Annotated in this window: 22 protein-coding genes; 13 read left to right on the plus strand and 9 right to left on the minus strand. The window is 46.3% G+C overall.

What is annotated here, in order from left to right:
- The first annotated feature begins 25 nt into the window (after nt 1-25).
- Nucleotides 26-550, plus strand: coding sequence for a phosphatase PAP2 family protein (locus P3C17_RS02175; protein WP_300927898.1), 525 nt, complete (start codon nt 26-28; stop codon nt 548-550).
- Between the two features lie 149 nt (nt 551-699).
- The gene (locus tag P3C17_RS02180) at nt 700-2,580 is read left to right on the plus strand and encodes a methyl-accepting chemotaxis protein (protein ID WP_300927899.1); all 1,881 of its coding nucleotides are present in this window, start codon (nt 700-702) and stop codon (nt 2,578-2,580) included.
- A 57-nt stretch (nt 2,581-2,637) separates the two neighbouring features.
- Here P3C17_RS02180 and P3C17_RS02185 read toward each other — a convergent pair whose 3' ends face one another.
- The 5 genes from P3C17_RS02185 to priA all read right to left on the minus strand — a co-directional run bounded on the left by P3C17_RS02185 (nt 2,638) and on the right by priA (nt 7,809).
- Nucleotides 2,638-3,045, minus strand: a complete 408-nt coding sequence (locus tag P3C17_RS02185) for a DUF971 domain-containing protein (protein ID WP_300927900.1) — start codon at nt 3,043-3,045, stop codon at nt 2,638-2,640.
- Between the two features lie 27 nt (nt 3,046-3,072).
- Nucleotides 3,073-4,404 (minus strand): HslU--HslV peptidase ATPase subunit, encoded by a 1,332-nt coding sequence (gene hslU, locus P3C17_RS02190; protein WP_300927901.1) that lies wholly within the window; start codon nt 4,402-4,404, stop codon nt 3,073-3,075.
- Nucleotides 4,405-4,415: 11 nt separating this feature from the next.
- On the minus strand, nt 4,416-4,934 hold the full coding sequence (gene hslV / locus P3C17_RS02195; protein ID WP_046520987.1) for an ATP-dependent protease subunit HslV: 519 nt from the start codon (nt 4,932-4,934) through the stop codon (nt 4,416-4,418).
- A 119-nt stretch (nt 4,935-5,053) separates the two neighbouring features.
- The gene (locus tag P3C17_RS02200; RefSeq protein WP_300927902.1) at nt 5,054-5,617 is read right to left on the minus strand and encodes an SPOR domain-containing protein; all 564 of its coding nucleotides are present in this window, start codon (nt 5,615-5,617) and stop codon (nt 5,054-5,056) included.
- Between the two features lie 29 nt (nt 5,618-5,646).
- Nucleotides 5,647-7,809 (minus strand): primosomal protein N', encoded by a 2,163-nt coding sequence (gene priA / locus P3C17_RS02205; protein WP_300928360.1) that lies wholly within the window; start codon nt 7,807-7,809, stop codon nt 5,647-5,649.
- 196 nt (nt 7,810-8,005) lie between these two features.
- Between priA and rpmE the strand changes: the two genes are divergently transcribed.
- The 7 genes from rpmE (at nt 8,006) to P3C17_RS02240 (ending at nt 15,972) form a co-directional block, all read left to right on the plus strand.
- Nucleotides 8,006-8,218: a 50S ribosomal protein L31 gene (gene rpmE / locus P3C17_RS02210; RefSeq protein ID WP_008899179.1), complete on the plus strand. Its 213-nt coding sequence runs from the start codon at nt 8,006-8,008 to the stop codon at nt 8,216-8,218.
- A 322-nt stretch (nt 8,219-8,540) separates the two neighbouring features.
- On the plus strand, nt 8,541-11,801 hold the full coding sequence (locus tag P3C17_RS02215) for a winged helix-turn-helix domain-containing protein (protein ID WP_300927903.1): 3,261 nt from the start codon (nt 8,541-8,543) through the stop codon (nt 11,799-11,801).
- Between the two features lie 30 nt (nt 11,802-11,831).
- Nucleotides 11,832-12,200 carry a DP-EP family protein gene (locus tag P3C17_RS02220; RefSeq protein WP_300927904.1) on the plus strand — a complete coding sequence of 123 codons (369 nt, stop codon included), beginning with the start codon at nt 11,832-11,834 and terminating at the stop codon, nt 12,198-12,200.
- Between the two features lie 218 nt (nt 12,201-12,418).
- Nucleotides 12,419-13,174, plus strand: a complete 756-nt coding sequence (locus tag P3C17_RS02225) for a DP-EP family protein (RefSeq protein WP_300927905.1) — start codon at nt 12,419-12,421, stop codon at nt 13,172-13,174.
- Between the two features lie 257 nt (nt 13,175-13,431).
- Nucleotides 13,432-14,469 (plus strand): sensor domain-containing diguanylate cyclase, encoded by a 1,038-nt coding sequence (locus P3C17_RS02230; protein ID WP_300927906.1) that lies wholly within the window; start codon nt 13,432-13,434, stop codon nt 14,467-14,469.
- Between the two features lie 237 nt (nt 14,470-14,706).
- Nucleotides 14,707-15,276: a HutD family protein gene (locus P3C17_RS02235; protein WP_300927907.1), complete on the plus strand. Its 570-nt coding sequence runs from the start codon at nt 14,707-14,709 to the stop codon at nt 15,274-15,276.
- A 321-nt stretch (nt 15,277-15,597) separates the two neighbouring features.
- On the plus strand, nt 15,598-15,972 hold the full coding sequence (locus P3C17_RS02240; protein ID WP_300927908.1) for a rhodanese-like domain-containing protein: 375 nt from the start codon (nt 15,598-15,600) through the stop codon (nt 15,970-15,972).
- Nucleotides 15,973-16,032: 60 nt separating this feature from the next.
- On the opposite strand, the gene suhB is transcribed toward P3C17_RS02240, so the two are convergent.
- The 3 genes from suhB to P3C17_RS02255 all read right to left on the minus strand — a co-directional run bounded on the left by suhB (nt 16,033) and on the right by P3C17_RS02255 (nt 18,696).
- Nucleotides 16,033-16,836 (minus strand): inositol-1-monophosphatase, encoded by an 804-nt coding sequence (suhB, locus tag P3C17_RS02245; RefSeq protein ID WP_300927909.1) that lies wholly within the window; start codon nt 16,834-16,836, stop codon nt 16,033-16,035.
- Between the two features lie 79 nt (nt 16,837-16,915).
- Complete coding sequence (locus tag P3C17_RS02250; protein ID WP_300927910.1) at nt 16,916-17,428, minus strand: response regulator; 513 nt, start codon at nt 17,426-17,428, stop codon at nt 16,916-16,918.
- Nucleotides 17,425-18,696 carry an ATP-binding protein gene (locus P3C17_RS02255; protein ID WP_300927911.1) on the minus strand — a complete coding sequence of 424 codons (1,272 nt, stop codon included), beginning with the start codon at nt 18,694-18,696 and terminating at the stop codon, nt 17,425-17,427. Before P3C17_RS02255 ends, P3C17_RS02250 begins: the two co-directional genes overlap by 4 nt.
- A gap of 280 nt (nt 18,697-18,976) precedes the next feature.
- On the opposite strand from P3C17_RS02255, the gene sixA reads away from it, so the two are divergent.
- From sixA to P3C17_RS02275, 4 genes are all read left to right on the plus strand, one after another.
- Complete coding sequence (sixA, locus tag P3C17_RS02260; RefSeq protein ID WP_300927912.1) at nt 18,977-19,462, plus strand: phosphohistidine phosphatase SixA; 486 nt, start codon at nt 18,977-18,979, stop codon at nt 19,460-19,462.
- Nucleotides 19,463-19,588: 126 nt separating this feature from the next.
- Nucleotides 19,589-21,727: a TonB-dependent receptor gene (locus P3C17_RS02265; RefSeq protein WP_300927913.1), complete on the plus strand. Its 2,139-nt coding sequence runs from the start codon at nt 19,589-19,591 to the stop codon at nt 21,725-21,727.
- 7 nt (nt 21,728-21,734) lie between these two features.
- Nucleotides 21,735-22,937, plus strand: coding sequence for a PepSY-associated TM helix domain-containing protein (locus P3C17_RS02270; protein ID WP_300927914.1), 1,203 nt, complete (start codon nt 21,735-21,737; stop codon nt 22,935-22,937).
- 237 nt (nt 22,938-23,174) lie between these two features.
- Complete coding sequence (locus P3C17_RS02275) at nt 23,175-23,393, plus strand: hypothetical protein (RefSeq protein ID WP_300927915.1); 219 nt, start codon at nt 23,175-23,177, stop codon at nt 23,391-23,393.
- A gap of 88 nt (nt 23,394-23,481) precedes the next feature.
- Here the strand turns inward: P3C17_RS02275 and purH are convergent, their stop codons facing one another.
- Nucleotides 23,482-25,083, minus strand: coding sequence for a bifunctional phosphoribosylaminoimidazolecarboxamide formyltransferase/IMP cyclohydrolase (gene purH / locus P3C17_RS02280; RefSeq protein ID WP_300927916.1), 1,602 nt, complete (start codon nt 25,081-25,083; stop codon nt 23,482-23,484).
- Nucleotides 25,084-25,398: the final 315 nt, after the last annotated feature.

The following is a 25,398-nucleotide window of genomic DNA, read 5'->3' on the forward strand; positions in this document are numbered from 1 at the left end:
GTCAAAGTAAAACGGCAGGTGACTTATGTGGTTACAAAGGCTCGGATTATGGGATCAGCGTTGTTTTGTAGCGCTTTTTAGTAAAAGCGAACGAAAGCGTATCCATCAATTTAGTTTCTGGTGCTCTAAAACCGGTGACGGCCCTTTATACCTGTTATTAGTTGCGTTGTTGTTTGCGTTGGAACTGACACATGCCAGTGCTTTTACCGAATTATTACTGCTCAGTTTTGCTATCGAATTGCCTTTGTATCTGCTGCTAAAAAACTCGATTCGTCGTCAGCGTCCTTATCAGTTAATGGCGGGTATGATGCAAGCTCACATTGAAGCTTCAGATAAATTCAGTTTACCGTCCGGCCACACAGCTGCGGCCTTTGTAGTAGCCAGTACTTTGTTGTGTTTTTATCCAGAGTGGGCCTGGCTGGCTTTTAGCTGGGCAGCTTTAATCGGCTTGTCACGTATCTTGTTAGGGGTACATTTTCCGCTGGATATTCTGGCGGGTTCATCTCTTGGTGTGTCCAGCTGTTTGGTCGCGCAGCAAATTCTGCATTAAATTCTGCGATTTTTACTAAATATTTCATATTTAATTCTACTAAAGTAGCTCATCTTCAGTTTGCCTCTCTATAATTAATGGGTTACGACTAATCCTTCATTGATTAAGTCGATTGAATAACCTTGCCGTTGCATTTTGGAGTAGCTCAAATGGCCTTTTTACGCCAGTTTTCAATACGTCAGCGTTTGTTGCTGAATGCAGTCACAGTAGCTGTATCTATGTTAGTTATGTTGGGGCTGCTGTTGTTCCAGAGCAGTCAGCTGAATGTGTTATCGGAATTGCGGCTGGAGGTTGAAAACCTGAAACCTGCTGTGCTGCAATTACGTCGAGATGAAAAAGACTTTTTACTGCGCTCTGATATCGAATATCAGCAAAAATTTAATAACTCCTCTGCTGAACTCAATAATAAAGTCAAGATGTTAACTGAGGGGCTGGTGCAGGAAGGCATTGACACCGCAGCTCTGAAATCCTTTAGTGACTTTACCCAAACCTATCAACAGCTGTTTAATCAATTGGTGCAACTTTCGGTTGAAGTGGGTTTAGACCCTGAATCTGGTTTGTATGGCGAGTTTCGCTCAAAAGCTCATGCTTTAGGTCAGGCCTTTAAAGATATCAGTGACTGGCAATTAACCGCCCAATTATTGCAACTACGCCGTGACGAAAAAGACTTTATGCTGCGTAAAGATCTGAAGTACTTAACAGCTTTTAACCAAGGGCTGTCAGAGTTTCGTGGCCAAATTCAGCAAAATATCTCAGATCCGACTTTGGTGATGCAATTGCAGCAACTGGCTGATGCTTACGGTGTGGCTTTTGCGCGTTTAGTGGAAGGGGAACAAAAAATTGGACTTGCTCCTGATCAGGGGCTGATGGGACAAATGCGTGCTGCTATTCATCAGACCGAAGACAGCCTCGAGTCTATGTCAAAACAAACTGAAGCCGCAGTAAGGCAAGCCAGTGCTTCCAGTGAAACTCTGGCCATCAGCTTGTTTGTATTGGTCTTAATTTTGGTTGTCGCTTTGGTACTGATGACCAGCAACAGCATTCTGCAGCCTATACAAAAAGTATGCGCCACTATAGGTTTAGTGCGCAAAGACAATGACTTCCGTATACGGGTTGACGAAGATGGCCGGGACGAAATGACCACTTTGGCCAAGGATTTTAATCATATGTTGTCTGATGTGCAGGAGCTGGTGCGCAATGTAAATCAGGCGCTTGAGATGTTGGATGTCGCGACACATGAACTGGCGAAGTCTACTGCGGAAACCAGCAAAGGTATGGCGCAGCAGCAGATGGAAAGCGATATGGTCGCCACTGCAGTCACAGAAATGGGCGCAACAGTAGATGAAATTGCAGTAAACACTGAAAACACCGCAACTAAAGCTCAGGACACTAATGCTAACGCCATGTCAGGTTTGAAAGAAGTAGAACATACCGTCAAGCGTATCAATCTGTTGTCTGAAGAGTTGCAGCAAGCATCCGTTGTTTTGACTGAACTGGAAAAAGACAGCGCTACTATTGGCTCTGTATTAGATGTGATCCGTGGTATTGCTGAACAAACCAATTTATTGGCGCTGAATGCTGCAATTGAAGCGGCGCGGGCAGGCGAACAAGGCCGGGGTTTTGCTGTAGTTGCAGATGAAGTTCGTAGTCTGGCGCAGCGTACTCAGGAGTCGACAGGGCAGATTGAAAAAATCATTTCAGGTTTGCAGCAACGCACCAAAAACATTGTGGCTGTGATGCAAAATTGTCAGACACAGGGCAAAGAAAGTGCCAGTCAGGCAGGTTCAACCATCGAATTGTTAAGGCAAATCACCAGCGATGTAGCTTTGATTATGGATATGACCACCCAAATAGCCACAGCAGTGGAAGAACAAAGTTTGGTTGCTGCTGACGTGAATAAAAACGTGGTACGTATTCGGGATATTTCTGAAGACTCGTTAAATATCTCTAAACACAACGCTCAGATCAGCGAAGAGGTGGCCAGTCAGGCCAGCATGTTGCATCACACAGTGGATAAGTTTAAAGCTTAATCAAAATGGGGTCAGATCACATAGGTTACGCATAACTTATGTGATCTGACCCCATTTTTAGAGTTGTTTGATCATCAGCTGACTATCGCGGTTGCTGTTGGCTTGCTTTAAACGCTGCAGATAATCAGCCCAAAGTTCGTCCTGCTCAGCCGCGAGTTTTGCCAGATAGGTCCAGCTGTACAAACCCGTCTGATGGCCATCATCAAACACCAGTTTTACCGCGTATTGGCCTACAGGCACAATCTGGCTGATGGCTACGTCTTTTTTATGGCTGACCAGTTGGGGTTTGCCATGGCCTCGTACTTCAGCCGAAGGCGAAAACACCCGTAAAAATTCAGCGCTAAAACTAAAGAGCTGTTCATCTGAAAACTTAACGTCCAGAACTTTGCTGAAGCGATGGTAATGCAGCACAGACACCAACGAGGTTTTTGCAGCTGTAAAAGAAGCTGAAGTCTGTGCTGTCATCGGATCCGCCTTGAGTCAACTATCAGGTTATAAAATAAAACGGCTTAAATCTTCGTCCTGCACTAAAGCGTCCAGGTGCGAATCCACATAAGTGGCATCGATCAAAATTTGCTGACCACTGTGATCGGCGGCATCAAAGGAAATCTCTTCCAGCAATTTTTCCATCACAGTGTATAAGCGACGGGCACCGATGTTTTCAGTACGCTCATTCACCTGCCAGGCAGCATTGGCAATGCGCTTAATGCCATCTTCGGCAAAACTGATGTGCACGCCTTCGGTTGCCAGCATGGCCACGCTTTGTTCGGTCAGCGAGGCTTTAGGTTCAGTCAGAATACGCTCAAAATCATTGGCTGATAACGCATCCAGCTCGACCCGTATGGGTAAACGGCCTTGTAACTCTGGTACTAAATCCGACGGTTTTGCCATCTGAAAGGCGCCGCTGGCAATAAACAGAATATGGTCAGTTTTCACCATGCCGTGTTTAGTGGTGACAGTGCAGCCTTCTATTAACGGCAGCAAATCCCGTTGCACACCTTCACGTGAAACGTCAGGGCCACTGGTTTCGCCACGTTTACAAATTTTGTCGATTTCATCAATAAAGACGATACCGGTTTGCTCCACAGCCTCTAACGCTTTCAGCTTCAGCTCTTCCGGATTGACCAGACGGGCTGCTTCTTCTTCTACCAGCTGTTTAAAGGCATCTTTGATTTTCAGCTTACGGCTTTTTTTCTTGTCAGAACCTAAGTTCTGAAACATCGACTGCAGCTGGGATGTCATTTCTTCCATGCCAGGTGGTGCCATAATTTCCACACCCATCACAGGGGCAGATAACTCAATTTCAATTTCTTTATCATCCAACTGGCCTTCACGTAACTTTTTACGGAAAGTCTGTCGGGTACTGCTGTCTGATTCGCTGGTTTCAGCTTTGCCCCAGGCATCACGGGCTGGTGGTAATAAAGCGTCGAGAATACGTTCTTCCGCTGCTTCTTCAGCGCGGAATTTGTTTTTCGCCACTTCCTGTTCACGGAACATCTTCACTGCGCTGTCGGTTAAATCGCGGATAATACTTTCCACTTCTTTACCTACATAGCCTACTTCAGTGAACTTGGTGGCTTCCACTTTAATAAAAGGCGCGTTGGCCAGTTTGGCCAAACGACGGGCAATTTCTGTTTTACCCACACCGGTCGGGCCTATCATCAGAATGTTTTTTGGCGTAATTTCCTGCCGTAAAGCCGGGTCGAGCTGCATACGACGCCATCTGTTACGCAGCGCTATAGCCACTGCTCGTTTGGCATTAGCCTGACCAATAATGTGGCGATCCAGTTCGTGAACTATTTCTCTTGGGGTCATATCAGACATCAAATCTACCCTTACAATTCTTCAATGGTCTGGTGATGGTTGGTGTATACACAAATATCACCAGCTATGGTTAAGCTTTTTTCAGCAATTTCGCGGGCACTTAATTCAGTGTTGGCCAAAAGCGCAGTGGCCGCTGCCTGGGCAAAAGGTCCGCCGCTGCCTATGGCGATTAAATCGTGTTCTGGCTGGATCACATCACCGTTACCTGTGATGATCAACGAACAATTGGCATCAGCCACAGCTAATAAAGCTTCGAGTTTGCGCAGCATGCGGTCGGTGCGCCAGTCTTTTGCCAGCTCAACAGCAGCGCGCATTAAATGGCCCTGATGCATTTCGAGTTTGGCTTCAAAACGTTCAAATAAAGTAAAAGCGTCGGCTGTGCCGCCGGCAAAACCAGCCAGTACTTTGCCATGATATAAACGGCGAACTTTGCGGGCATTGCCCTTCATGACGGTATTACCAAGTGAGACCTGGCCGTCACCTGCAATGGCAACATGGCCGTTGCGGCGTACAGAAACAATAGTGGTCATCAGAAGCCCTTTTTGGCTGAGGAGAACAGGTTACCAAGGAGATAAGGGTGGGGATTCAGATTTTCAATGCCCTTTCTACTGAAAGCTGTTGCTTTGAGTCGAAAGGGCTAAAAGGAATATCAAAGTGTGGCTATACGGCAATCCGCGACTCGTTGTCGCAGTAAACGGCTTCTGTCGCTTTCAGCCTGGCGTTTGCTGCTGTAAGGCCCCAGAGTAACCCGAAAAAATACACCGTTTTTGCCTTCAATGCGTCTTACTTCCGAAGGGTAACCAGCAAAAGCAACTTTGGCTTTCATTTGCTGAGCCGTTTCGTTGACACGGTAAGTACCACAAAACATTAAAAATGGCCCTTTGGCTTCCAGCTCCTCGACAGTTACCTGAATTTCTTTGTTTTCCAGCTCTTCAATGTACTGGTAAGGCTCTTTGGCAGGCTTAGGGGGCAAATCATCTTTTTTGCTGGTGATCACCGGAGTGACTGGATCTGCGACCGGAGTTTTTTGCGATAAATGATATAAAAACCACGCAAAACCAATAACTAAAACGCTGACCGTTATCACTAAAGGCCAGGGGAAAGGTTTCACAGTTTTGGTGTTTTTTCTTGGTCTGGGTGCGGCCCGACCTGCTTTGACATAATCTTTTTGTGGCATCTTCACAACTAAGGACAACTGGCCTGATGTCCGCATTCTACTGCAGTTTTGTTAAAAAGAAATGTTTAATTCAGGTCTTGTGGGTCTACATCCAACTGCCACTTTACCTTACGGCTTAGCGACCAGCGGCTGATTTCTGCTAATACTGAATCCAGACTTTGGTGTAATTGTTTTCTGTCTTTGGCAAAAAGCTGAATTTGCCAACGGTATTTGCCCGCCTTACGTTCCATAGGGCAAGCCAGTGGCCCCAACAACTGCACTTGTGGCCATTCTTTATAATGGTCCGCCACTTTTTGCAGCCATTCTTTGCACAGTTCCAACTGATGCGCTTCCACTCTAAACAAAGCCAGGAACATAAAAGGTGGTAAAAAAGTTTGTTGCCGCTCTTTTAATGCGCTGCGGGCAAAAGAGGCGTAACCATTCTGGATCACATCCTGTAGCAGCGCATGACCCGGATAATGGGTTTGCAGTAAAACTTTGCCCGGCTGTGAGCCCCGCCCAGCCCGACCTGAGACTTGCGTTAACAATTGAGCTAACTGTTCAGGGGCTCTGAAATCATTGCTGTATAAAGCAGAGTCGACATCAATAATCACTACTAAGCCAACATTCGGGAAATGATGGCCTTTGGCTAACATCTGGGTGCCTAAAATAAGCTGAGGCTCCCCTTGTAAGATCTGATCCAAGGCCTTCTGCAAACTGCCTTTGCGTCTGATGCTGTCTCTGTCCAGTCGGGTGACTGTATGAGTTGGGAAAAGTTGTTGTAGCTGTTCTTCCAGCTGTTCAGTGCCCTGACCTACAGGAGCCAACTGAGTACTGCCACAACCACCACATTGATGCGGCACCCCTTTAGTCGCACCACAATGGTGGCACACCAACTGACGACTTTGTTTATGAAAAGTAGTGAAAGCACTGCATCTGTGGCATTCGGTCATCCAGCCGCATTCATGGCATATCAGTGCTGGCGCAAAACCACGGCGATTTAAAAACAGCAGTACTTGCTGGCCGAGTTTTAAATGTTGTTCGATACGCTGGCGGGTTAAACCTGCCATGCCATGCATCATTTGCTGTTGTTTTAAATCCACCAGCTCGACTGTTGGCATCAACTGGCCAGCGGCGCGGTCAGGTAATTCCAGATGAGCAAAGCGGCCTTGTTGCACATTGGCCAGGCTTTCTAAGCTCGGCGTCGCTGAGCCTAATAAAATAGGGCAGCCCTGAATCGAGGCGCGTTTAATCGCCAAATCCCGGGCGTGATACCGAAAGCCGTCCTGCTGCTTAAAGGAGTTGTCGTGCTCTTCATCGATAATCAGCAAATCAAGCTTTAGGAAAGGCAAAAACAACGCAGAGCGGGTGCCAATCACTATAGCTAAATCACCAGTCTGGCAGCGTTGCCAGACGGTAAAACGCTCCAGGTCGGTCATATTGGAATGCCAGACGCCAACAGGCACGCCAAAACGTTGTTCAAATCGGGCTAAGGTTTGTGGTGTTAAACCAATTTCCGGCACCAACACCAGCACCTGGCCACCTGTTTTTACGACTGGGCTGATGGCCTGCAAATACACTTCGGTTTTGCCCGATCCTGTGACGCCTTCCAGTAAAAAACAACTGAAACTACCTAAAGCTTGTTGTACTGCTGTGACGGCCAAAGCCTGCGCAGGATTTAAGGGTAGGGACTTTTGTTGTTCATCAGCCGTCTGATAAGGGCCGTATAAGAGCGGCGTAACATGAGCCCAACCTTGTTCAACAAAATACTGCAGCTCTTTGCGCTGAAAATGCTCCAGCAACTGGGTTTCGGTTTGAGGCTGTTGCAGCTGTTGCCATAAGGCCAGTCTTTTTTTCGCGGCTTTAAACTGCTGTTCTGTTAAATGCTGGCCTGCTTGGGTCAGGCTATAGCTAAGGCCTTTGACCGGATCGGCATTTTTACCATCGCGTAATAAAGCGGGCAGGGCACTGGTCAGTACATCGCCTAACGGATGATGGTAGTAATCTGCGGCAAAACTTAATAACTGGCGAATAGGAGCTGCCAGTACCGGAGTTTGATCCAATACTTGGGTCACAGCTTTCAATTGAGCTGCGTCGTAGCTGTCGGTGGGGTTCAGTTGCCAGACAATACCTATCAGCTCGCGTTTACCAAAAGGCACTAAAACACGACAACCTGGGCTTACCTGTTCGTCACAAAGGTAATCAAAATGCACCCGAAGAGGAATGGGCAACGCTACCCGAATTACCATCACAGCCAAAATCCACCTGTTTTATCAATCAATTAGTTTAATGATCGGAGTAAGACAAAGCCATTAAAAATAAATTGGCCAATTTGTTGAAACTTTGAGCCTTAGCAATTAAACTACGCGCCCTAATTTAACTGAAATTGCGTATGGTGTCTGACAAAAGTTGATCAGATAGCGATACGGCCTAACGAGGTAACCCATGAAACCAAGTATCCACCCGGAATACAAAGAGATCACTGCAACTTGTACTTGCGGTAATGCTTTCAAAACTCACTCTACACTGTGCAAAGACATCCACTTGGACGTTTGCTCAGCTTGCCACCCATTCTATACTGGTAAGCAGAAAGTGTTAGACGTAGGCGGCCGTGTTGACCGCTTCAAAAAACGTTTCGCAGTACTGGGCGCCAAGTAATTTCAGGCATCAGTCAAAAAAGGCACCTTGGGTGCCTTTTTTACATTTTGCTGTCCTGCAAAATGCCCTCCGGGCCATCGTCGCTCCGCTCCAATGTTAAAAAACAGCAGGACAGCTGTTTTTCACAGCTTCAGCTGCCGTAGGCGAACATCATGGATGATGTGAGTGAAAAATCGTTCCTGACGATTTTTTTATTGCTCCTAACTCGAGTTTTAGAATCTGCCCACGCTGCGGCTTCAAGAACGACGTGTAACAAATCTATACTTTCATAATGCTGCCCATAACTATATATTAAACATATAGTTAACTTACGGCTGCGGTTATGATTGGTACTTTCTTTTTTGGTGAGTGGCAGGTTGATCCCAGTGCCAATACGCTGAGGCTTGGCAAACAGCTGATCCAGCTTGAACCTAAAGCTATGGATGTGCTGGTGTTGTTGTGTCAAAACGCCGGAGAAGTACACAGCAGTGACGAGATTGTAAGCATTTGCTGGCCTCAGGCGGAAGTGGGCGATAACCCACTGCATAAAATTATCACGCAAATTCGTAAGGCCCTCGGCGACAGCGCTACCTCTCCTTCTTATATTGAAACCATCCGCAAACGCGGTTACCGCACTCTGGCTCAGGTCACTTTTCCGCTGGGGCAGGAAGAAAGCGCCACACCCCAAAGTTGGCAAGGTGGTTCGCCTTTTCCTGGCTTGCAGGCTTACGATGCCCGTTATGCCAAAGTGTTTTTTGGCCGTGGCAGCCAAATTGATACCTTATTGGAACGTATAGCGCAGCAAGTGCAGTACGGCAGAGCTTTTTGTTTAGTCTTAGGCCCAAGCGGCAGCGGTAAATCCTCGTTAATTAATGCTGGCGTTATGCCAAATCTGATGCAAAACAGTGGCTACAATGGCGTTAAGGTGGAGTCGTACAGCAGCCTGGATTTAGCTGACCTTACACCTGGTCAATTGCTGATGCAGCTCGCCAGTGCTTTGCTCGACTGGGACCTCGCAGACCAACCCGTATTTGACGGCTGCAGTGCCGAACAACTGGCAGAAAAATTACAACATCAAATGGACTGGGTGCTGCAAAGCTGCAAAAAGGCGCTGCAACACCAAAATGAAAGCAAATCCCGTTTTGCCATTTTTATCGACCGGCTTGAAGTGCTGTTGTCTTCGCCGCTGTTTAGTGAAGAAGAACGGCTGCTATTTATCGACCGGATGGAACAACTGGCTACTTCCGGTGTTGTCGTGGTATTAAGTGCTTGCCGTAACGAGTTTTACCCTTTACTGGTCACCTATCCCAGTTTGATGGCTGGCAAAGCCCGTGGTGCTCATTTTGACTTAGCGCCGCCCGGCAGAGCCGATTTGTTACAAATGATCCGCTTACCTGCGATAGCCGCCAATTTAAGTTGGGATTTAGACCCAAACACAGCAGTGCCGCTGGATGAGCTGTTGTGCAGCGAAGCGGCCAGCAACCCCGATGCTTTACCTATGCTGCAATACACTTTGCAGGAATTGTATTTACAGCGCAGCGACAGCAATCAGCTGTTGTTTTCTGTCTATAAAAACTTAGGCGGTATTGAAGGCGCTATAGGTAAAAATGCTGAGCAGGCCATAGCCCTGTTAAGCACCGCAGAAAAAGACAGTTTACCCAGAGTTTTATCTTTACTGGTGACTTTACGCGAAGACGAACAGTCCATCACCAGCCGTACAGCACTCTGGCAACAATTACAAAATGACGCTGAGCGAGCTTTGGTACAAGCTATGGTGGAGCATCGCTTATTTGTCTCCCACCTGCAAAATGCTGCGCCTTGTTTTAGTATTGCGCACGAAGCTTTATTAAGACGCTGGCCAAGAGCCACAGCCTGGATAGCAGAACATCATCAAAGTTTAAGTGTAAAAAGCCGCTTGCAGCATTTAACCAAACGCTGGCTGGCCGAAGATAAACACAGCGCTTATTTATTGGCAGACGGTAAACCTTTAGCCGAAGCGCAGCAACTGGCGCAAAACGGCTTTTTTACCCTGGATGCTAACGAAAAAGACTTTATTCAGGCCTCAGGCAAAAGATCCAAATTAGTACGCACCAGCAGGCGTTTAACCTTTGTTTTACTCTGTGTGCTGACTTTTACCGCAGTGCTAATGAGCTTTCGAAGTTTTGAGGCGGAAAAACAAGCACAGCAAAAACGTTTAGCCGCCGAAAGTTTATTAGGTTTTATGGTGGGTGATTTTGCCGACAAATTACGCAGCATAGGCCGGATGGATTTACTCGACGGTATTAGCAATAAAGCGCTGGAGTATTTCAGCGACTTTTCTGATGCGGAAAAAGACCAATACCTAAGCGCCCAGGCCCGTTTGCAACATGGCCAAACGCTGGAAGCTATGGGCGAAGTGGCTTATTCACGTGACAAAATTGATGAAGCCAAAACTGCTTTATTAGCAGCCAGAGAAAAACTGGTGCCAGTGCTTGCTGAGCAGCCAGATAATTTAGAGCTGCTAAAAACCTTAGGCGCCAACGCCTTTTGGTTAGGGCAAATTCAGTACGATGCCAAAAACTGGCTGGCTGCTAAACCAGAACTTGAGCTGTATTACAGCTATAGTCAGGCCATGTACCGGGTGGCACCTGAAAGCTTCGACGCCTTGATGGAATTATCCTACGCCACCAACTCTTTAGGCTCTTTGGCGATGAAATTACAAGAGTTTGAACAAGCCACAGCCTTTTTTAACGAATCTTTGACTCTGAAATTGTTAGCGCAAGCTAAGGAACCCGCTAATACAACTCTGATTGGCGACATAGCAGATACCCGCTCTTGGTTAGCCAGTGCAGTGCTCGCTCAAGGTGATATTTGGCAAGCTATTGAAGTTCACAAAAAGATACAAAGTGAATTTCAACGATTTAGCAAAACAAAAGAGCCTGATGGTTATTTGTTAGATAAAGTATTTGGCAGTTATAGAAATTTATCTGCTTTGCTTGGATATCAAGGGCTTAAACACGAAGCTTTTGAACTGAATTTTTTAGCTCAACAATTGCTCGAACAAGCGTTACAACTCGATCCAGAAAATGAAGTTTGGCATATCGATTTATTTAATATCAAATTACAGTTAATGCGGTTAAATGCTGAGCTAAAAGACCCAAGGATCAATTACACACCTGAACTGTTAAAAACACAGTTTGAAAGTAACAGAAAGCGTTTGTCTGAAACGCGTTATCTTAATTTATTCAGGATCTGGTATATCGAATCAGTGCGTTATTATCAGATGACAGCACAATGGGACAAAAGTGCAGAATTATTACAACAAGCTTTACCTTTTTATCGAGAGAATTTCAGGCTGAATATGGATAGTAGAGAGTGGCGGTATTACTTAGCCTATATTGAACTAGTAAACGCCAACCAATTGAAATTTGAACTGAAACTTGAGCAAAGCCAGCAAGCTTGCCAACATGTAAAAGAGGTACTGGCTCCGATGAAAGATCAAGTTAGAACTCCGCAATATATTCACTCTTATGCTACGGCTTTAAGTTGTTTGGGGGAGCTAGACCAAAATGTAACTCTACGCCAACACATAGAGCAAAGCGGTTTAGTGATTGAAAAACTTTAGTCTATGATTTATTAACAATAAGGAGAACTTATGAGTACGGTAGATACCACGATTGACGTAAAAATCACGTTAGATGAAAACAATATTCCACAATTCAGTTACAGCCAAAATGGTGAGATTAGCGATGGTAGCGTCGTAGTGGACTGCGGCCAGGATATTATTTACCAACTGGTTGAATCACCAGGTTACGCTTTTACTGGTGCAGGTTTTTTAACTCCTTTTAACAAAGTTATTGACTCTGTTTCCGTTAGTGGCGATGGCCAGCAACTTATACTGGTCGATGAAGACTCTGTTAGTGGTGTAACTAGTTTCCAGTTGATTCTGAGCTGTGCAACAAGTGGTTTGCTATTGCTAAGCCCTGATCCGCAAATTGTAAACAAAGGTGCCGATCCAGAGTGATTGAAAGTTAGTTGCTAACTGTCATTCTCAGTATAGAATTCGCTTTCTTGCCGATACATATAGACACTTGCAGCAAAGCCCTTATTAGGGCTTTTTTCTTCAGTTTAAAAAAGCCACGACTCAAGTTGTCCCCAATTTTCTCTTGTTTATTCGTTGTCCCGCTATTAGCATGTTGCTGATTGTTCCCATCTTAAAGCTTTTAATCAAAAGGATTTACTGTGAAAAAACTGTCTTTGCTTTTTACTGCTTTGTTAGCTGCCTCTCCATTCTTGAGCCAGGCGGCTACCCAACAAGAGATTGATCGTGCCCTTGCACCTGTGAAAAATAAATCAGATCTGCAACTGGTGCTCAGTTCTGTTTCAGCTTTAGATGCGCTTGAAGAACATTTGCCTGAATTTTTGGATAGCGTGAAATTCCCTAAAAAGGGGCAGCAGCCAAAATTTGATAAAGAGCTGCTGGAAACAAACTTATCCGCTACTGAAATTTATAAAATTCTGGCGTTATTCGGCCAGCAAAGCAGCATAGGCCAGTATCAGGGCGCTGCTATTGTCACTGACACAGACAGATTGTTATTAACTGGCTCAACCTTGCCATTTTGTGACGCCGCCAGCCCTATCGAGCTGAGAGTTATGTTAGATAAAAATAAACAGGCGCAATTTAGCTACGCGCAAAGCGGTACCTTTTGTGACGGTAACGTCGAGCTGACTGAAAATACCACTATTACCTATCAGCTGGTGCCACATAAAAAATCGCCTAAAGGATTACGTATAACAGGTGCTGGTTTTACCAACGCTTTTGATGGCCATATCGAAAAAGTGACGGTAAGTAGCGACGGCCAAAGCATTCAGCTGGAGAACAATATTGAAAACTCCGGTGTCAGCAAATACCAGTTTATCCTTGAGTCGGAAGAAAATGATTTGCTGCTGGTAAGCCCCGATCCGCAAGTTGTAAACAAAGGCACTGAGCCAGCATAGTTAAAACTGAATTTTTAACTTCTGTTTGCAGCTTTGGAATCCGCTCAAGGAAGATCGTTTACGTTATATATTTAACAAGACCATTTTATTAAAGCCCTTATTAGGGCTTTTTTAGTTTTTAGATTAAAATAATTGCATTTAAATTCAATACCTTAAATCAGAAGGTTGCCGGAAGGTTTGTTTTTTCCATAAGTTCTAAAGTCATGCTCAGTAAACGCAGTAATGCGTCGGTACCAGGGCTTATGGAGCACAGACTTATGACAGGTTCAACACAAAGTAAAAGATTATATTTAACCTCTGCAGCGGTAAGTGAAGCGAATGGCAGCCCAGCTGAGCTGAATCCTTCACTTTATAACCGCAACGATGTAAGCCGGATAGATTTTTCTGGCGCTGGTGGTTATGCGGTGCCTCACCTTGAGTCTTTACCTGCACTAATTGAGTATTTGTCTGAAGCTGTTTTGGTGGTGAACTCCAGTGGCAAGATTGTTTGTATTAACAGTAAAGCAGCGCAGTTTTTGGGTCATACCCAAGGGGCGTTACGTGGTCATTGCTGGCCGGACTTTTTAGTCAAACGTTATCAGCTGAGTTATCAGAACATGGTGGATATGGGCCGTCGAGGTTTATTGTCACAGCAGCATAACCTGGCTGAAATGGCCATTATTTGTGCCAATGGTGATGTAAAAGATATCGAGCTGTCCCTGACCTATTTACCTTCAGATGAGCCGTTGCTGGTGATTGTGATGCGTGATCTGACTTCCCACAAAGCCGAATGTTACAAGTTGCATATGCTGGCCTGCACTGACCCTTTAACGGCATTGGCCAACAGACGCCATTTTGACGAGATGTTGCAGAAGTACTGGGATGAGTGCAATAAAACACAAAGCCCTGTCAGTGTGCTGATTGTTGACGTAGATTATTTCAAACAGTTTAACGATCAATATGGCCATATTCAGGGTGATGAATGTTTGCGTCGCATTGCAGCTGCTATCTCACTGGCGGTTCCCCGTGGTCAGGGCTTAGCGGCCCGTTACGGTGGCGAAGAATTTGCGCTTATTCTGCCTTATCACGACGAAGCTATGGCAAAAGCTGTGGCCTTAAGAGTGCAGCATTATGTGCGTCAGCTGAATTTCTGTGAACAAGGCCTGCCGGAAGATTTATGCGTTAGCGTCAGCCAGGGCATTGCCAGTGAAATCAACGGCCAGTTCCGCACCCCTTTTGCCATGTTATGTGCGGCTGATACAGCTTTATATCGTGCTAAATCAGAAGGCCGGGATTGCATCAGTAGTTGCTGCTAATTTACCCGAAAAACTGTAGGGGCGGGTCTTGCACCCGCCCGTCTAATGATACCGCGGTGCCCATAGACGGGCCGGGACAAGCCGCGGCCCCTACAAAAACACCGGCTTTGCTGCAACAAAGTCAGATGATTGTTTAACGCCCCACTGCAAAGGGGCGTTATTTGTTGGCTCAGCTCTTTTGCCATCACAGCTTAACGCCTAAGATAAGCCACTTTAAATAGCTTTTAAGTTCTTCCTATGGCGTTCCAACTTATCTCCCCCAACCAATGGCAAACTCAGGCCTGGAAAAATGGTGCTGGCATAACCCATCAGCTCGCCCGTTCTGACGACAATATCGGTATGCGCTGGCGTGTATCCATAGCTGAAGTAGCCAGCGATGGTCCTTTTTCCCTTTTTGAACAAATCGACCGCATTATTATGCTGCTGCAAGGTAATGGCTTTTGTTTGAATAGAGCCTTGGCTCAGCCCGTGGTTTTGGATAAGGTCTTGGTGCCTTTTGCTTTTACCGGTGAAACGGCCATTGACTGCACCTTAATAGATGGGCCAGTGCGGGATTTTAATCTGATGACCAGGCGCTCTGATGTAACAGCCAGTGTGCAGGTGCTATCGGTGACTGAACCCTTGCCTTTAAGGCTCACGCAAGAATCGTTGTTGTATCTGGCTTCTGGTCAGCTTCAGCTAAGTTTCAAAGAACAGAGCTATCAACTGGAAGCAGGGCAAAGCTTGTTATGCACTGATGAGGCGGGGGAGTTGCAGATGAAAGCTGGTGTGGAGCCAGGTCAGTTGGTGTGGATTAGAATTTTGTAGTTCTGAGTTGGTGGCAGTTTGCTACTGAATTAAAACGCTTTCGCCGTTGGCGCAAAGCAGAAAAGTGCAGGAGCACTTTTCAACAGCTGAAAGCTGGACCAAAAGGTTGAATTACATGGATGTAATTCATAAAAGGCTGTTGTGTAACTCGTTCGTCGCTACCGCTCCTCTCTCAAACACTCCTCGTCTTAAAACCTTGGCCACCCATTTTTGAACGGCTTGCGGCTAAAGGGGAAAAGAGGTAGCTTCGTTTTATATTGATTTAACTGACGCTGCCATTGATTAAAAACAGTGGCTAAATGTAACTACAAGAAGGTTTTTATGTCCAAACAACATTCTCCGGGTTTTCTGGCTGTGGTTGAAGATGCCAAAAGCAGGGTTAAAGAACTGACTATTGCTGATTTGCAGCAGTTTCCTACCCCTTATGTGCTGGTTGATGTGCGGGAAGATTTAGAGTGGCTGGCCGGGCATTTGCCTGCTGCTATTCATTTGGGTAAAGGTGTGATTGAGCGTGATGTGGAAAAAGCAGTGCAGGATAAACAGCAAACGCTGATTTTGTATTGTGGTGGTGGTTTTCGTTCGGCTTTAGCGGGTGATATGCTGCAGAAAATGGGTTATCAGGACGTCTGGAGTTTGGCTGGGGGTTATACAGCCTGGGTCAATGCAGGTTTACCTTTGACTAAGCCGCAGATTTGATCGGCAAATAGAGGGTCAGAGCACATTTGCTGCGCAAATGGTGATCTGACCCTTATCGTATTATTTCAACAGAGCTTCTGTTAAATGTGGGCGCATGCCTTTTAACATAGCACCTAATACTTTTGGACTGCCTGCAACTATGTTGCCGCTGCGCAGGTAGTTGTTACCACCAGCGAAGTCACTGATTAAACCGCCAGCTTCACGTAAAATCAGCTCGCCTGCAGCAAAATCCCACGGCTTTAAACCAATTTCCCAGAAACCATCAAAACGGCCTGCTGCGACATAACATAAATCCAATGCTGCTGAACCAGTGCGACGTACGTCTGCGGCCTGAGTCATCAGAGTTTTAAAAGTTTCGGTGTACGCATCTAAATGGTGTTTATGTTTAAACGGGAAACCTGTTGCCAGAATAGCGCCGCTTAATTCAGGTAAATTGGTGGTACGGATACGACGGCCGTTTAACTGAGCGCCTGCACCACGGGATGCTGTGAATACTTCACCACGTAATGGGTCAAAAACGACGGCTTGATCCAGTCTGCCCTGATGACGCAGAGCTATGGATACAGCAAAGTGAGGGATGCCTTTGATAAAGTTTGTGGTGCCATCAAGCGGGTCGATGATCCACTGGTAATCGCTATTGTTGTTGCCATATTCGCCGTTCTCTTCACCGATAATATCGTGATCAGGGAATGACTTACGTAAAACATGCACTATGGCCTGTTCTGCTTCTTTATCGATGTTGGTCACAAAGTCATTGGTGCCTTTCTGAGTCGTCTGAACTAAGTCCATTTGACCACAAGCTTTAGCGATGACATTACCTGCGCTGCGGGCAGCACGAATTGCGATGTTTAACATCGGATGCATAACGATTACCTTATTGTATAAAGAACAGTCAAAAGAGCGGCGCGTATTGTAGCCGCTGACAAGAAAAAGTAAAGCGAATTCAGGGCCTGTGTTTTTGTAGTTTACGTTGCAAGGTACGTCTGTGCATCGCCAGTGCTTTGGCGGTCTGGGATATATTGCCCTGATGTTGTTCCAGAACCCGTTGAATATGCTCCCATTCCAGCTGATCTGTCGATAAAACATCGGCTTCATTTGCTGCTGTTTGGCTAACTTGACCACTTAACGCCTGAGTTAAAGTTGCAAAATCCACAGGTTTGGTCAGGTAATCATCGGCTCCGGCTTTTACCGCTTGCACTGCTGTGGCTATGCTGGCGTAGCCGGTCAGTAATACGATGCGACATTTGGGCAGTTGTTGTCGTAGCGGCTGTACATAATCCAGACCAGACACAGCACCAAAACGTAAATCCAGCAGATAACAGTCGGCTTGCTCTGCGACCAGTTCATTTGGGCTTATCGCTTGGTTGTAGCTTTGTACCTGATGGCCCAAAGCTTCCAGTCGGCGGCACAAAGTGCGGGTTAAGATGACATCATCATCCAGCACTACCAGTTTCATGAGTGCTTACCACTAAAACTAATACGGGTTAACACGCCAGTTCCTGCACAATTTTCCCGTTCCACTTTGCCACCTAAACTATCAATCGACACATTAGCCAGAAATTGGCCTAAACCTAAACCCTGTTCACTGGGGCTGGGTTTTTTGCCCAGTTGCGCCAGATCTTTATCCGGTAAACCCGGGCCATAATCCCTAATTTGTAGTTCAAGCTGACTATTGCTTTGTTGCATCGTCAGGCTTAGCCGCGGCTGTTTATTTAGCAAGCTGGCATCAGCTGCATTATCCAGAATATTAAACAAAGCAGCAGCCAGACTAATGCTGTCGGTTATGTTCAAAGTGGACTGATCGCTGCTGAAATGTTGTTCCATACTGATTTCAGGCCTGCTGACCAGCCACAGCTGAACACTGCGCTCTATGGCGTCATACAAAGGCTGAGCTTGTAGTTCACCTTTACGCAACTGCTGAGCATTGCTGCGAAGTTGCTGTACTATTTGCTGACAGAGCTGCAATTGCTGCCGCAGATCGGCTGCTAAAGCCGGGTCTTGTTGTTGCTCTGTCAACTCGTCAGTCAGCAGCACCAGGTTTTGTAATGGCGTGGCTAAATCGTGAGCCGCATTTGCGGCGTAAGTAGCGACGGCCAGCACTTGCTCATGCTGCAGTTGTTTTTGTTGCAGCTTATTCAGTTGCGCTGAGGTGCTACGAATGCGTTGAGTTTGTGCGCTGATAAACCAGCTGACAATAAAAGCGCTGAAGCTAAAAGCCCACCACATCTGGCTGATATGCTGGCTAAAAGGCTCAGCACTTAGTTGATGTGCATGCTGGTGCGCTGAATGTTCGCCCGCCAGTGGAATTTGTAATAACAGGCTGTAGCAGCCAATAGCCAGAATGGCCATCAGGTAGCTTGGGCCTGTTGAAAACAACACGGCAGTCACAGCCACAGGCAGCAATAAAATAGCGACAAAGCCGTTACTGGCACCACCAGTCATAGCCAATAAGGCGGTGATCATAAAGAGATCAATGAAAATACTGATGGCGATAAAACGTTGTTCAGAGCCTTTATCGCCCCGCCAGAGTTTCAGGCTGATATTGGTAAAGACATGCACAGCCAAGACAAAAGACAGCAGGCCCCAGTTATGAATAGGGTAGTGCAGCAGATAAGCAGTCAGGCTGGCCAGCAGCTCTAAGCTGATCAGTACCCAACGAAAACGCTGCAGTTGCTCAATTGGGTGGTCTATGTAGGGGCTGTCGCTGGAAGAAATACTATTCATAGCGTCTCAAAAAAAGCGGCTGCCAGGCAGCCGTTGCAAAAAAACTGACAGCTCAGATTATAGGAGTGGGAACACCTTGTCATCTGATGGAAGTCAGAGTCATTTTGGTCTGGTTTACCGCACTGCGCAATGTGGCAAAAGGTCGCAGTTGGATAGGTTGTAGGGGCGACCTTTATGGTCGCCCGCAAAGCAGCGGTGCCAACTAAGAAAGGGTAAAGTCATACAACTGTAACGCACGGCCTTTAGTCTGCCAGCATTTTCTGCAGTAAAGGTGAAATTGATGAAAGCTGTACTCTATCTGATGCGTCATGCGACCGCTGATATACGAAATTCACTGGTGGATGAAGCCGATCGTTGTCTGAACGAAAAAGGCAGGTTACAGGCTCGTCGTGTTGCTGATTTTATGCAAAAACAAGGTTTGATACCGGACCGTATTTTTTGTAGCCCTCATACCAAAGCTGTGCAAACGGCCGCTTTGGTGCGCAAAGATTCTGGTGTCAAAACCGCTGTTGAAGAATGGCACTGCTTATTGCCAGCTGTTGCTGCGACTGAAGTAAAAGAACATTTATTCAGTCAGTTACAAGACAATGAAGCAGTGCTGCTGGTAGGGCATGAACCTGAACTGGCTTTACTGATCAACGAATTATTGGGGTTGGATAAAACTTTTCTCGAGTTGAAAAAAGCCTCTTTGACCTGCCTGGAACTGGACTCTGAATCAACAGTGCCTGTGCGACTGGCCTGGTCTGTGCCAGCAAAATTTATGTGATCTGAGCCGATGAAACGCAAAAGGGCAACAACTGTCACACCAACAAAAACAGATTAAATTAATTAACTTGAATTGCGAATCATTCTTGTTTAGTCTGTGCGCCTTTATTGCCGCTCAGAGACTGTTATGTTGTCCTTACCTTCACCTTCTATTTTGGCTATTGCTGTTCTTACCGCTTTAAGTATATCTCCCGGTTATGCCCAGAACCTGGATAAACAGGATTCAGACAAAGAGCTGGAAGTGATAGAGGTGAAAGGCCGGGCTCAGACTTTATACCGTGCTTCACAAAGCAGTGTAGGCACAAGAACAGATACAGATTTAGAACTGGTGCCTCAGAGTATTCAGGTATTACCTGAAGCCTTGATCCGCGATCAGGCCGCACGTCAGGTGACAGATTTATACCGCAGTATGAGTGGTGTCAGTGCTTTTAGTTATTCAGGTGTTACCTTCCGTGGTTTCCGTCAGGATGAAATTTTATACGACGGTGTAAGAGGCGATCCTTTTAATGGTTTTGCTGTGCCTCAGCTGTTTAATGTGCAGGAAGTGCAAATACTCAAAGGCAGCAGTGGCGCTTTATACGGCAGCAGCGCTCCAGGTGGCTTAATTAACTATGTGACTAAAAAGCCACAACGAAGCAGTAAAAATCAGCTGGAGTTTGCTTTAGGCAATGATAGTTATTGGCAAGGCTCGTTGGAATTGAGTGGTCCTTTAACAGAGCAGCAAGCCTATCGTTTTGGCTATTACCGGGATTCTGAGCAGCCTTTTCGCTGGAATACCAAAGTTGAAAACGACATTCTGGACTTGGGTTATCTGATTGATCTGACAGACAGCACCAGCCTGACTCTGCAATACAACACTGTGACTCAGGATTATCAGGGCGCCCGGTTACGAGGTGTACCTACAGATGATCAGGGCAACTTCCTGGGCGACAGAGCCTGGAACCATAACGAAGCCACAGATTTCCAGTCACTGGACGCTGATGTCTGGCAGGTTCGGGCTGATCATGAATTTAACAGCAACTGGCGCACCGATCTAACCTGGCGTCATTATGGAAACACTGAATTGCAAAATTACCATGAGCCTTTCTGCAGCTACGACACAGATGGCGATGGCGTTGTGGATTATTGCCGCCGTCAGTTCAGGGATCAACGCCGCGAAAATACCGCAAATAGTGTGACCTGGAACAATATCCTAGAGTTCAGCACTGCAGGCTTTCACCATCAATTGCTGATAGGCGCTGATACCATGACGCAGGATTCCTACTTTTTAGGTCGCAACGTAGCGCCTATAGAGCAGGGCGGTAAGGTCCCGGGTATCAGTCTGACTAACCCTGTGTATGGCCTGACCTCAGCGGCGGACTATGATATCGACAGTATCAAATCTGATCCGACAGATACCACAGCTATACGTCAGGGAATCTATTTGCAGGATCAGCTGGATTTAACTGCAAGCTGGAATCTGTTGCTGGGTGTACGCTGGGACAGTTATGAAGATAAAAACAATGTAGCGTCTTCAAAAGTTGATGGCAGTGACAGTTCATGGCGAGTTGGTTCTACGTATCAGTTGACTGACTGGGTGCGTTTGTATGCCGTTAAAGGCACAGGCTTCAGCCCACAGGCCAGCACCTCTCAGGTGCCTGAAGTGGGCGGTCCTTTTGACGCTGAACAGTCCAGCATTATCGAGGCTGGTGCGCGTTTCTCTTTACTCAATGATGCGATACGCCTGAATGTGGCGACTTACGAGATGATCAGAAATAACATACTGCAAACTGATCCTCGTGGTGATGTGGGCGGTGATGGTCGTGATGATTTAATTGCTCTGGGTGAAGTAAAAAGTAAAGGGCTGGAACTGGATTTACTGGGCGATTTAACCGACTCCTGGGTGCTGAACGTTAACTATGCCTACAATGATACCCGCATAGTGGAAAGCAACAGTGCTATCACCAATGCGGTCGGTGACAAGTTCGCCAATGCGCCACAACATCAGATTGGTATATGGAGCCGTTATGAGCTGGATGGAATCAACTCAGCCATAGCTGCAGGTATGGATTATGTCAGCGACCAGTTAAGTATTAATGGTCAGCATGTGAAATCCTACACCGTTTTTGATATGAGCTGGCAAACCCGCTGGCAGCAGTGGTTGTTTCAGGCCAATGTAAAAAACCTGTTTGATAAAACTTATGCCACTGCTGGTTTTATTGAACGGACCGGGCACTTTCCCGGTGAACCACGCCGTTTAATAGTGACCGCCAGTTATCAGTTCTAAGTTGGCTATGACTGCTAAAAGCTGGTTTAAGCTACATTCTTTTGCAGGCTTTGCCTTTGGCCTGCTGCTGTTACTGGTGTGCTTCACCGGCACGCTAGCTGTGGTCAGCCATGAAATTCAGTATCTGGCTGATCAAAAATACAGGGCCTTGTCAGAACGACAAGGCCCTGTGCCCTGGCAGGTGTTGGAGCAAAGCTTAGCCAAAGCTTATCCCGACTATCAGATCAGCAACCTCAATGTTCCAGAGCAGCGGTATCTGGCTGGTAGCGTCAGTTTGAATAAAGGCTCAGAGTTTTTATTTGCCTATTTTGATCCTGCATCAGGTGCTTTAACAGGCGAAGGCCAGTGGGGCACTGTGTCGCGGTTTTTACGCAATATTCATATGTACCTGTCGCTTGGGCCTACAGGCAAAATTGTGGTCACCAGTTTAAGTTTTTTACTGCTGATTATTTTAGTCAGCAGTTTTTATGTTTACCGGCAGTGGTGGCGTAAAGGTTTTCAGCTGCCTTCGGCGACTAAAGTATCGAGCCGTACTTTTTGGTCCGATTGGCATAAATGGACAGGCGTGTGGTGTTGGGGTTTTATTCTGCTGATGTTTTTAACAGGCCTTTGGTATTTCACCGAACACTTTTTACTGAAGTTTAAAGTAGAGCACTATCCGAAAGCGCCAAAGCTGGAGCTGGTTACAGCACAATACCAAGCCTTGTCTTTAACTGAACTAATGCAGGCTGCGCAAAAAGCCCGGCCAGATCTGGATATCAGAGCACTGAATTATCCATTGTCTGACAAAGCACCTGTGGTGGTGACAGGTCAGGATGCTACCTTGCTGGTGCGGGATAGAGCCAACCGTATTTACCTGGATCCGGTGACAGCAGAGGTACTGAAACTACAAAAAGCGGCTGAGTTAAAACCTGTAGCTTATATAGCTGATATGGCCGATCCGCTGCATTTTGGTAACTTTGCCGGATTGGGCGTGAAGCTGCTGTATTTTGTGTTTGGACTGGGTTTTACCTTTTTAGTCGCAGGTGGGATTTGGATGCACTGGCTGCGTACCAAAAGACAACAACCACAGCTTATTCGCTGGTTAGGCTGGACCGGAGGCGTTTCATCCGCTTTAGTGATCGCCGCTTTAGTGGTGACTTCAGTGCAGTTTTCACAGCGTGAAGTGAAAAACTTGCCTTTGTCGCCTGTATTAGGTTCTCTGCCGTAGCTTTACTGTTACTCCATGACTAATTCGTGCTGCAGAGCATTTTTATTTATGTATGTTTAACGTATTGTTTATAATAGTTTTTGTCTGTTTTTTTTAGCTTTAGTAACATACGTGACCCTAGAAATACCCACTTGGGTTTTTCAGGCATAGCTATGGGTCAGCCTGAGTTGTTTTTCCTGGTTGTATTAAACAGACTTGTTGTGGGATTTCCGCATTAGGATAAATAAGGAGTAACGCGTGTTAGAAGCTCTTCGGAATGGAGATATTCATCCAGCCCATTTTTTTGGGGGATTATATTTTGTTTTTATCTTTGTATCCTGCCTGATGATTAATCTTGTGATGGCAAAGACAAAAGGCTATAGCTGGAAAAAGGCAGTTATTCTTGCCTTTGTTCCGTTTTTCGATATAGTTTTTTCGTTAATCTATTTAGGTTTGCCGAAAAAAGATAAAGAGTAACTGTTTATCTGACAGTAATGTTAGTGAGAAGCTCAAAATAGAAAAAGGCGGGAACCAGTCCCGCCTTCATTCATTTGAGCGCTTGTGTTTAGTGACGGAAATGACGCACACCAGTGAAGATCATCGTCATGCCATGTTCGTCTGCAGCAGCTATCACTTCTGCATCACGCATTGAACCACCAGGCTGGATCACGGCTTTGATACCAGCAGCAGCTGCGGCATCAATACCATCGCGGAACGGGAAAAACGCATCAGAGGCCATCACTGAACCTTTGACTTCCAGGTTCTCGTCAGCAGCCTTGATACCGGCAATTTTTGCGCTGTACACGCGGCTCATCTGGCCTGCACCCACCCCAATAGTCATGCTGTCGTTGGCATAAACAATGGCGTTCGATTTCACGTATTTAGCGACTTTCCAGCAGAACAATAAGTCACGTAACTCATCTGCAGTAGGCTGGCGTTTGGACACTACTTTTAAGTCATCCAAACCGACCATTTTCTGGTCACGGTCTTGTACTAACACACCACCGTTAACACGTTTGATATCAAAACCAGTGGTTTTGCTTTCCCATTCGCCACACACCAGTAAACGCACGTTTGGTTTAGCAGACACCACAGCAGCAGCCGAAGCTGTAGCGCTTGGCGCAATAATCACTTCAACAAACTGACGGCTGACAATAGCTTCGGCAGTTTTAGCATCTAATTCGCGGTTAAAAGCGATAATGCCACCAAAAGCAGAGGTTGGGTCTGTTTTATAAGCACGCTCGTAAGCGGCAAGAATATCGTCGCCAATAGCTACACCACAAGGGTTCGCATGTTTAACGATCACACAAGCTGGTTCGTCGAATTCTTTTACACACTCTAAAGCTGCATCAGTGTCAGCGATATTGTTGTACGACAGCTCTTTACCTTGCAGCTGAGTGGCGCTGGCGATTGATGCTTCCTGAATGCTGTTTTCCACATAAAAAGCCGCACTCTGGTGGCTATTTTCGCCATAACGTAAGTCTTGTTTTTTCACAAACTGTGCGTTAAAAGTGCGTGGGAATTTGCTTGGCTTGGCGTCTTCATCACCGTAAGCGGACAACCCATACGCAGGTAACATTGTGCCGAAGTAGTTGGCAATCATACCGTCGTATTGAGCTGTATGCTCAAAAGCACTGATAGCTAAGCTAAAACGGGTGGCATGAGTAGTAGAACCAGCGTTCGCTGCCATTTCTGCTAACACTTTGTCGTAATCTGCTGCGTTGACCACAATAGTCACATCGTTATGGTTTTTCGCTGCAGCACGCACCATAGTTGGGCCGCCGATATCGATATTCTCGATGGCGTCTTCTAAAGTACAACCTGCTTTGGCCACTGTGTTGGCGAACGGATACAGGTTCACTACCACTAAGTCGATAGGATTGATATTGTTTGCTGCCATGACAGCTTCATCCATACCACGGCGGGCCAGAATGCCACCATGTACTTTTGGATGCAGCGTTTTCACGCGGCCGTCCATTATTTCCGGGTGACCTGTGTAATCAGATACTTCAGTCACAGCTATGCCTTGGTCTGCCAATAACTTGGCTGTGCCACCTGTGGATAACAACTCCACTCCCTGGGCGGCTAAAGCACGGGCAAATTCAACTATACCGGTTTTATCAGACACGCTTAACAAGGCGCGACGGATTGGACGAGCTGCGTTCATTGGATCATTCTCCGCTGTAATGGTTAATTCGGACCAGCATTGTTTTTTTGGATAACACAAAAGCCAGGACATAAGCATAGAGAAAAAATGGCTTTGGTGTATCACCGGGATTAGCTGGTGAAATCCCGCTTTTACTTCACGTACTATGTAAATTAATTCCCTAAGTAATTGGAGTTGCAGCTAGGCGACAAGGGCGTGAGACCCCAGGAGCATAGTAGTCCTATGTGACTGGGGCGAGAGCACGCAGGTAACAAAGCTGCAGCTTCAAGTACGACGGGAATAAGAAAAAAGCACCCGAAGGTGCTTTTTGCTGCG

The sequence above is a fragment of the Rheinheimera sp. 1928-s genome (genome assembly GCF_029269265.1).
Lineage (GTDB): Bacteria > Pseudomonadota > Gammaproteobacteria > Enterobacterales > Alteromonadaceae > Pararheinheimera.

Excerpts from the sequence above, each read along its gene's own strand:
- purH (WP_300927916.1), bottom strand. The coding sequence starts at position 25,083 with ATGAACGCAGCTCGTCCAATCCGTCGCGCCTTGTTAAGCGTGTCTGAT.
- P3C17_RS02270 (WP_300927914.1), top strand. The coding sequence starts at position 21,735 with ATGACTGCTAAAAGCTGGTTTAAGCTACATTCTTTTGCAGGCTTTGCC.
- P3C17_RS02230 (WP_300927906.1), top strand. The coding sequence starts at position 13,432 with ATGACAGGTTCAACACAAAGTAAAAGATTATATTTAACCTCTGCAGCG.
- P3C17_RS02240 (WP_300927908.1), top strand. The coding sequence starts at position 15,598 with ATGTCCAAACAACATTCTCCGGGTTTTCTGGCTGTGGTTGAAGATGCC.
- P3C17_RS02255 (WP_300927911.1), bottom strand. The coding sequence starts at position 18,696 with ATGAATAGTATTTCTTCCAGCGACAGCCCCTACATAGACCACCCAATT.
- P3C17_RS02235 (WP_300927907.1), top strand. The coding sequence starts at position 14,707 with ATGGCGTTCCAACTTATCTCCCCCAACCAATGGCAAACTCAGGCCTGG.
- suhB (WP_300927909.1), bottom strand. The coding sequence starts at position 16,836 with ATGCATCCGATGTTAAACATCGCAATTCGTGCTGCCCGCAGCGCAGGT.
- hslU (WP_300927901.1), bottom strand. The coding sequence starts at position 4,404 with ATGTCTGATATGACCCCAAGAGAAATAGTTCACGAACTGGATCGCCAC.
- P3C17_RS02200 (WP_300927902.1), bottom strand. The coding sequence starts at position 5,617 with ATGCGGACATCAGGCCAGTTGTCCTTAGTTGTGAAGATGCCACAAAAA.
- P3C17_RS02250 (WP_300927910.1), bottom strand. The coding sequence starts at position 17,428 with ATGAAACTGGTAGTGCTGGATGATGATGTCATCTTAACCCGCACTTTG.
- sixA (WP_300927912.1), top strand. The coding sequence starts at position 18,977 with ATGAAAGCTGTACTCTATCTGATGCGTCATGCGACCGCTGATATACGA.
- P3C17_RS02185 (WP_300927900.1), bottom strand. The coding sequence starts at position 3,045 with ATGACAGCACAGACTTCAGCTTCTTTTACAGCTGCAAAAACCTCGTTG.
- P3C17_RS02215 (WP_300927903.1), top strand. The coding sequence starts at position 8,541 with ATGATTGGTACTTTCTTTTTTGGTGAGTGGCAGGTTGATCCCAGTGCC.
- hslV (WP_046520987.1), bottom strand. The coding sequence starts at position 4,934 with ATGACCACTATTGTTTCTGTACGCCGCAACGGCCATGTTGCCATTGCA.
- P3C17_RS02180 (WP_300927899.1), top strand. The coding sequence starts at position 700 with ATGGCCTTTTTACGCCAGTTTTCAATACGTCAGCGTTTGTTGCTGAAT.
- P3C17_RS02175 (WP_300927898.1), top strand. The coding sequence starts at position 26 with ATGTGGTTACAAAGGCTCGGATTATGGGATCAGCGTTGTTTTGTAGCG.
- P3C17_RS02265 (WP_300927913.1), top strand. The coding sequence starts at position 19,589 with ATGTTGTCCTTACCTTCACCTTCTATTTTGGCTATTGCTGTTCTTACC.
- priA (WP_300928360.1), bottom strand. The coding sequence starts at position 7,809 with ATGGTAATTCGGGTAGCGTTGCCCATTCCTCTTCGGGTGCATTTTGAT.
- P3C17_RS02220 (WP_300927904.1), top strand. The coding sequence starts at position 11,832 with ATGAGTACGGTAGATACCACGATTGACGTAAAAATCACGTTAGATGAA.
- rpmE (WP_008899179.1), top strand. The coding sequence starts at position 8,006 with ATGAAACCAAGTATCCACCCGGAATACAAAGAGATCACTGCAACTTGT.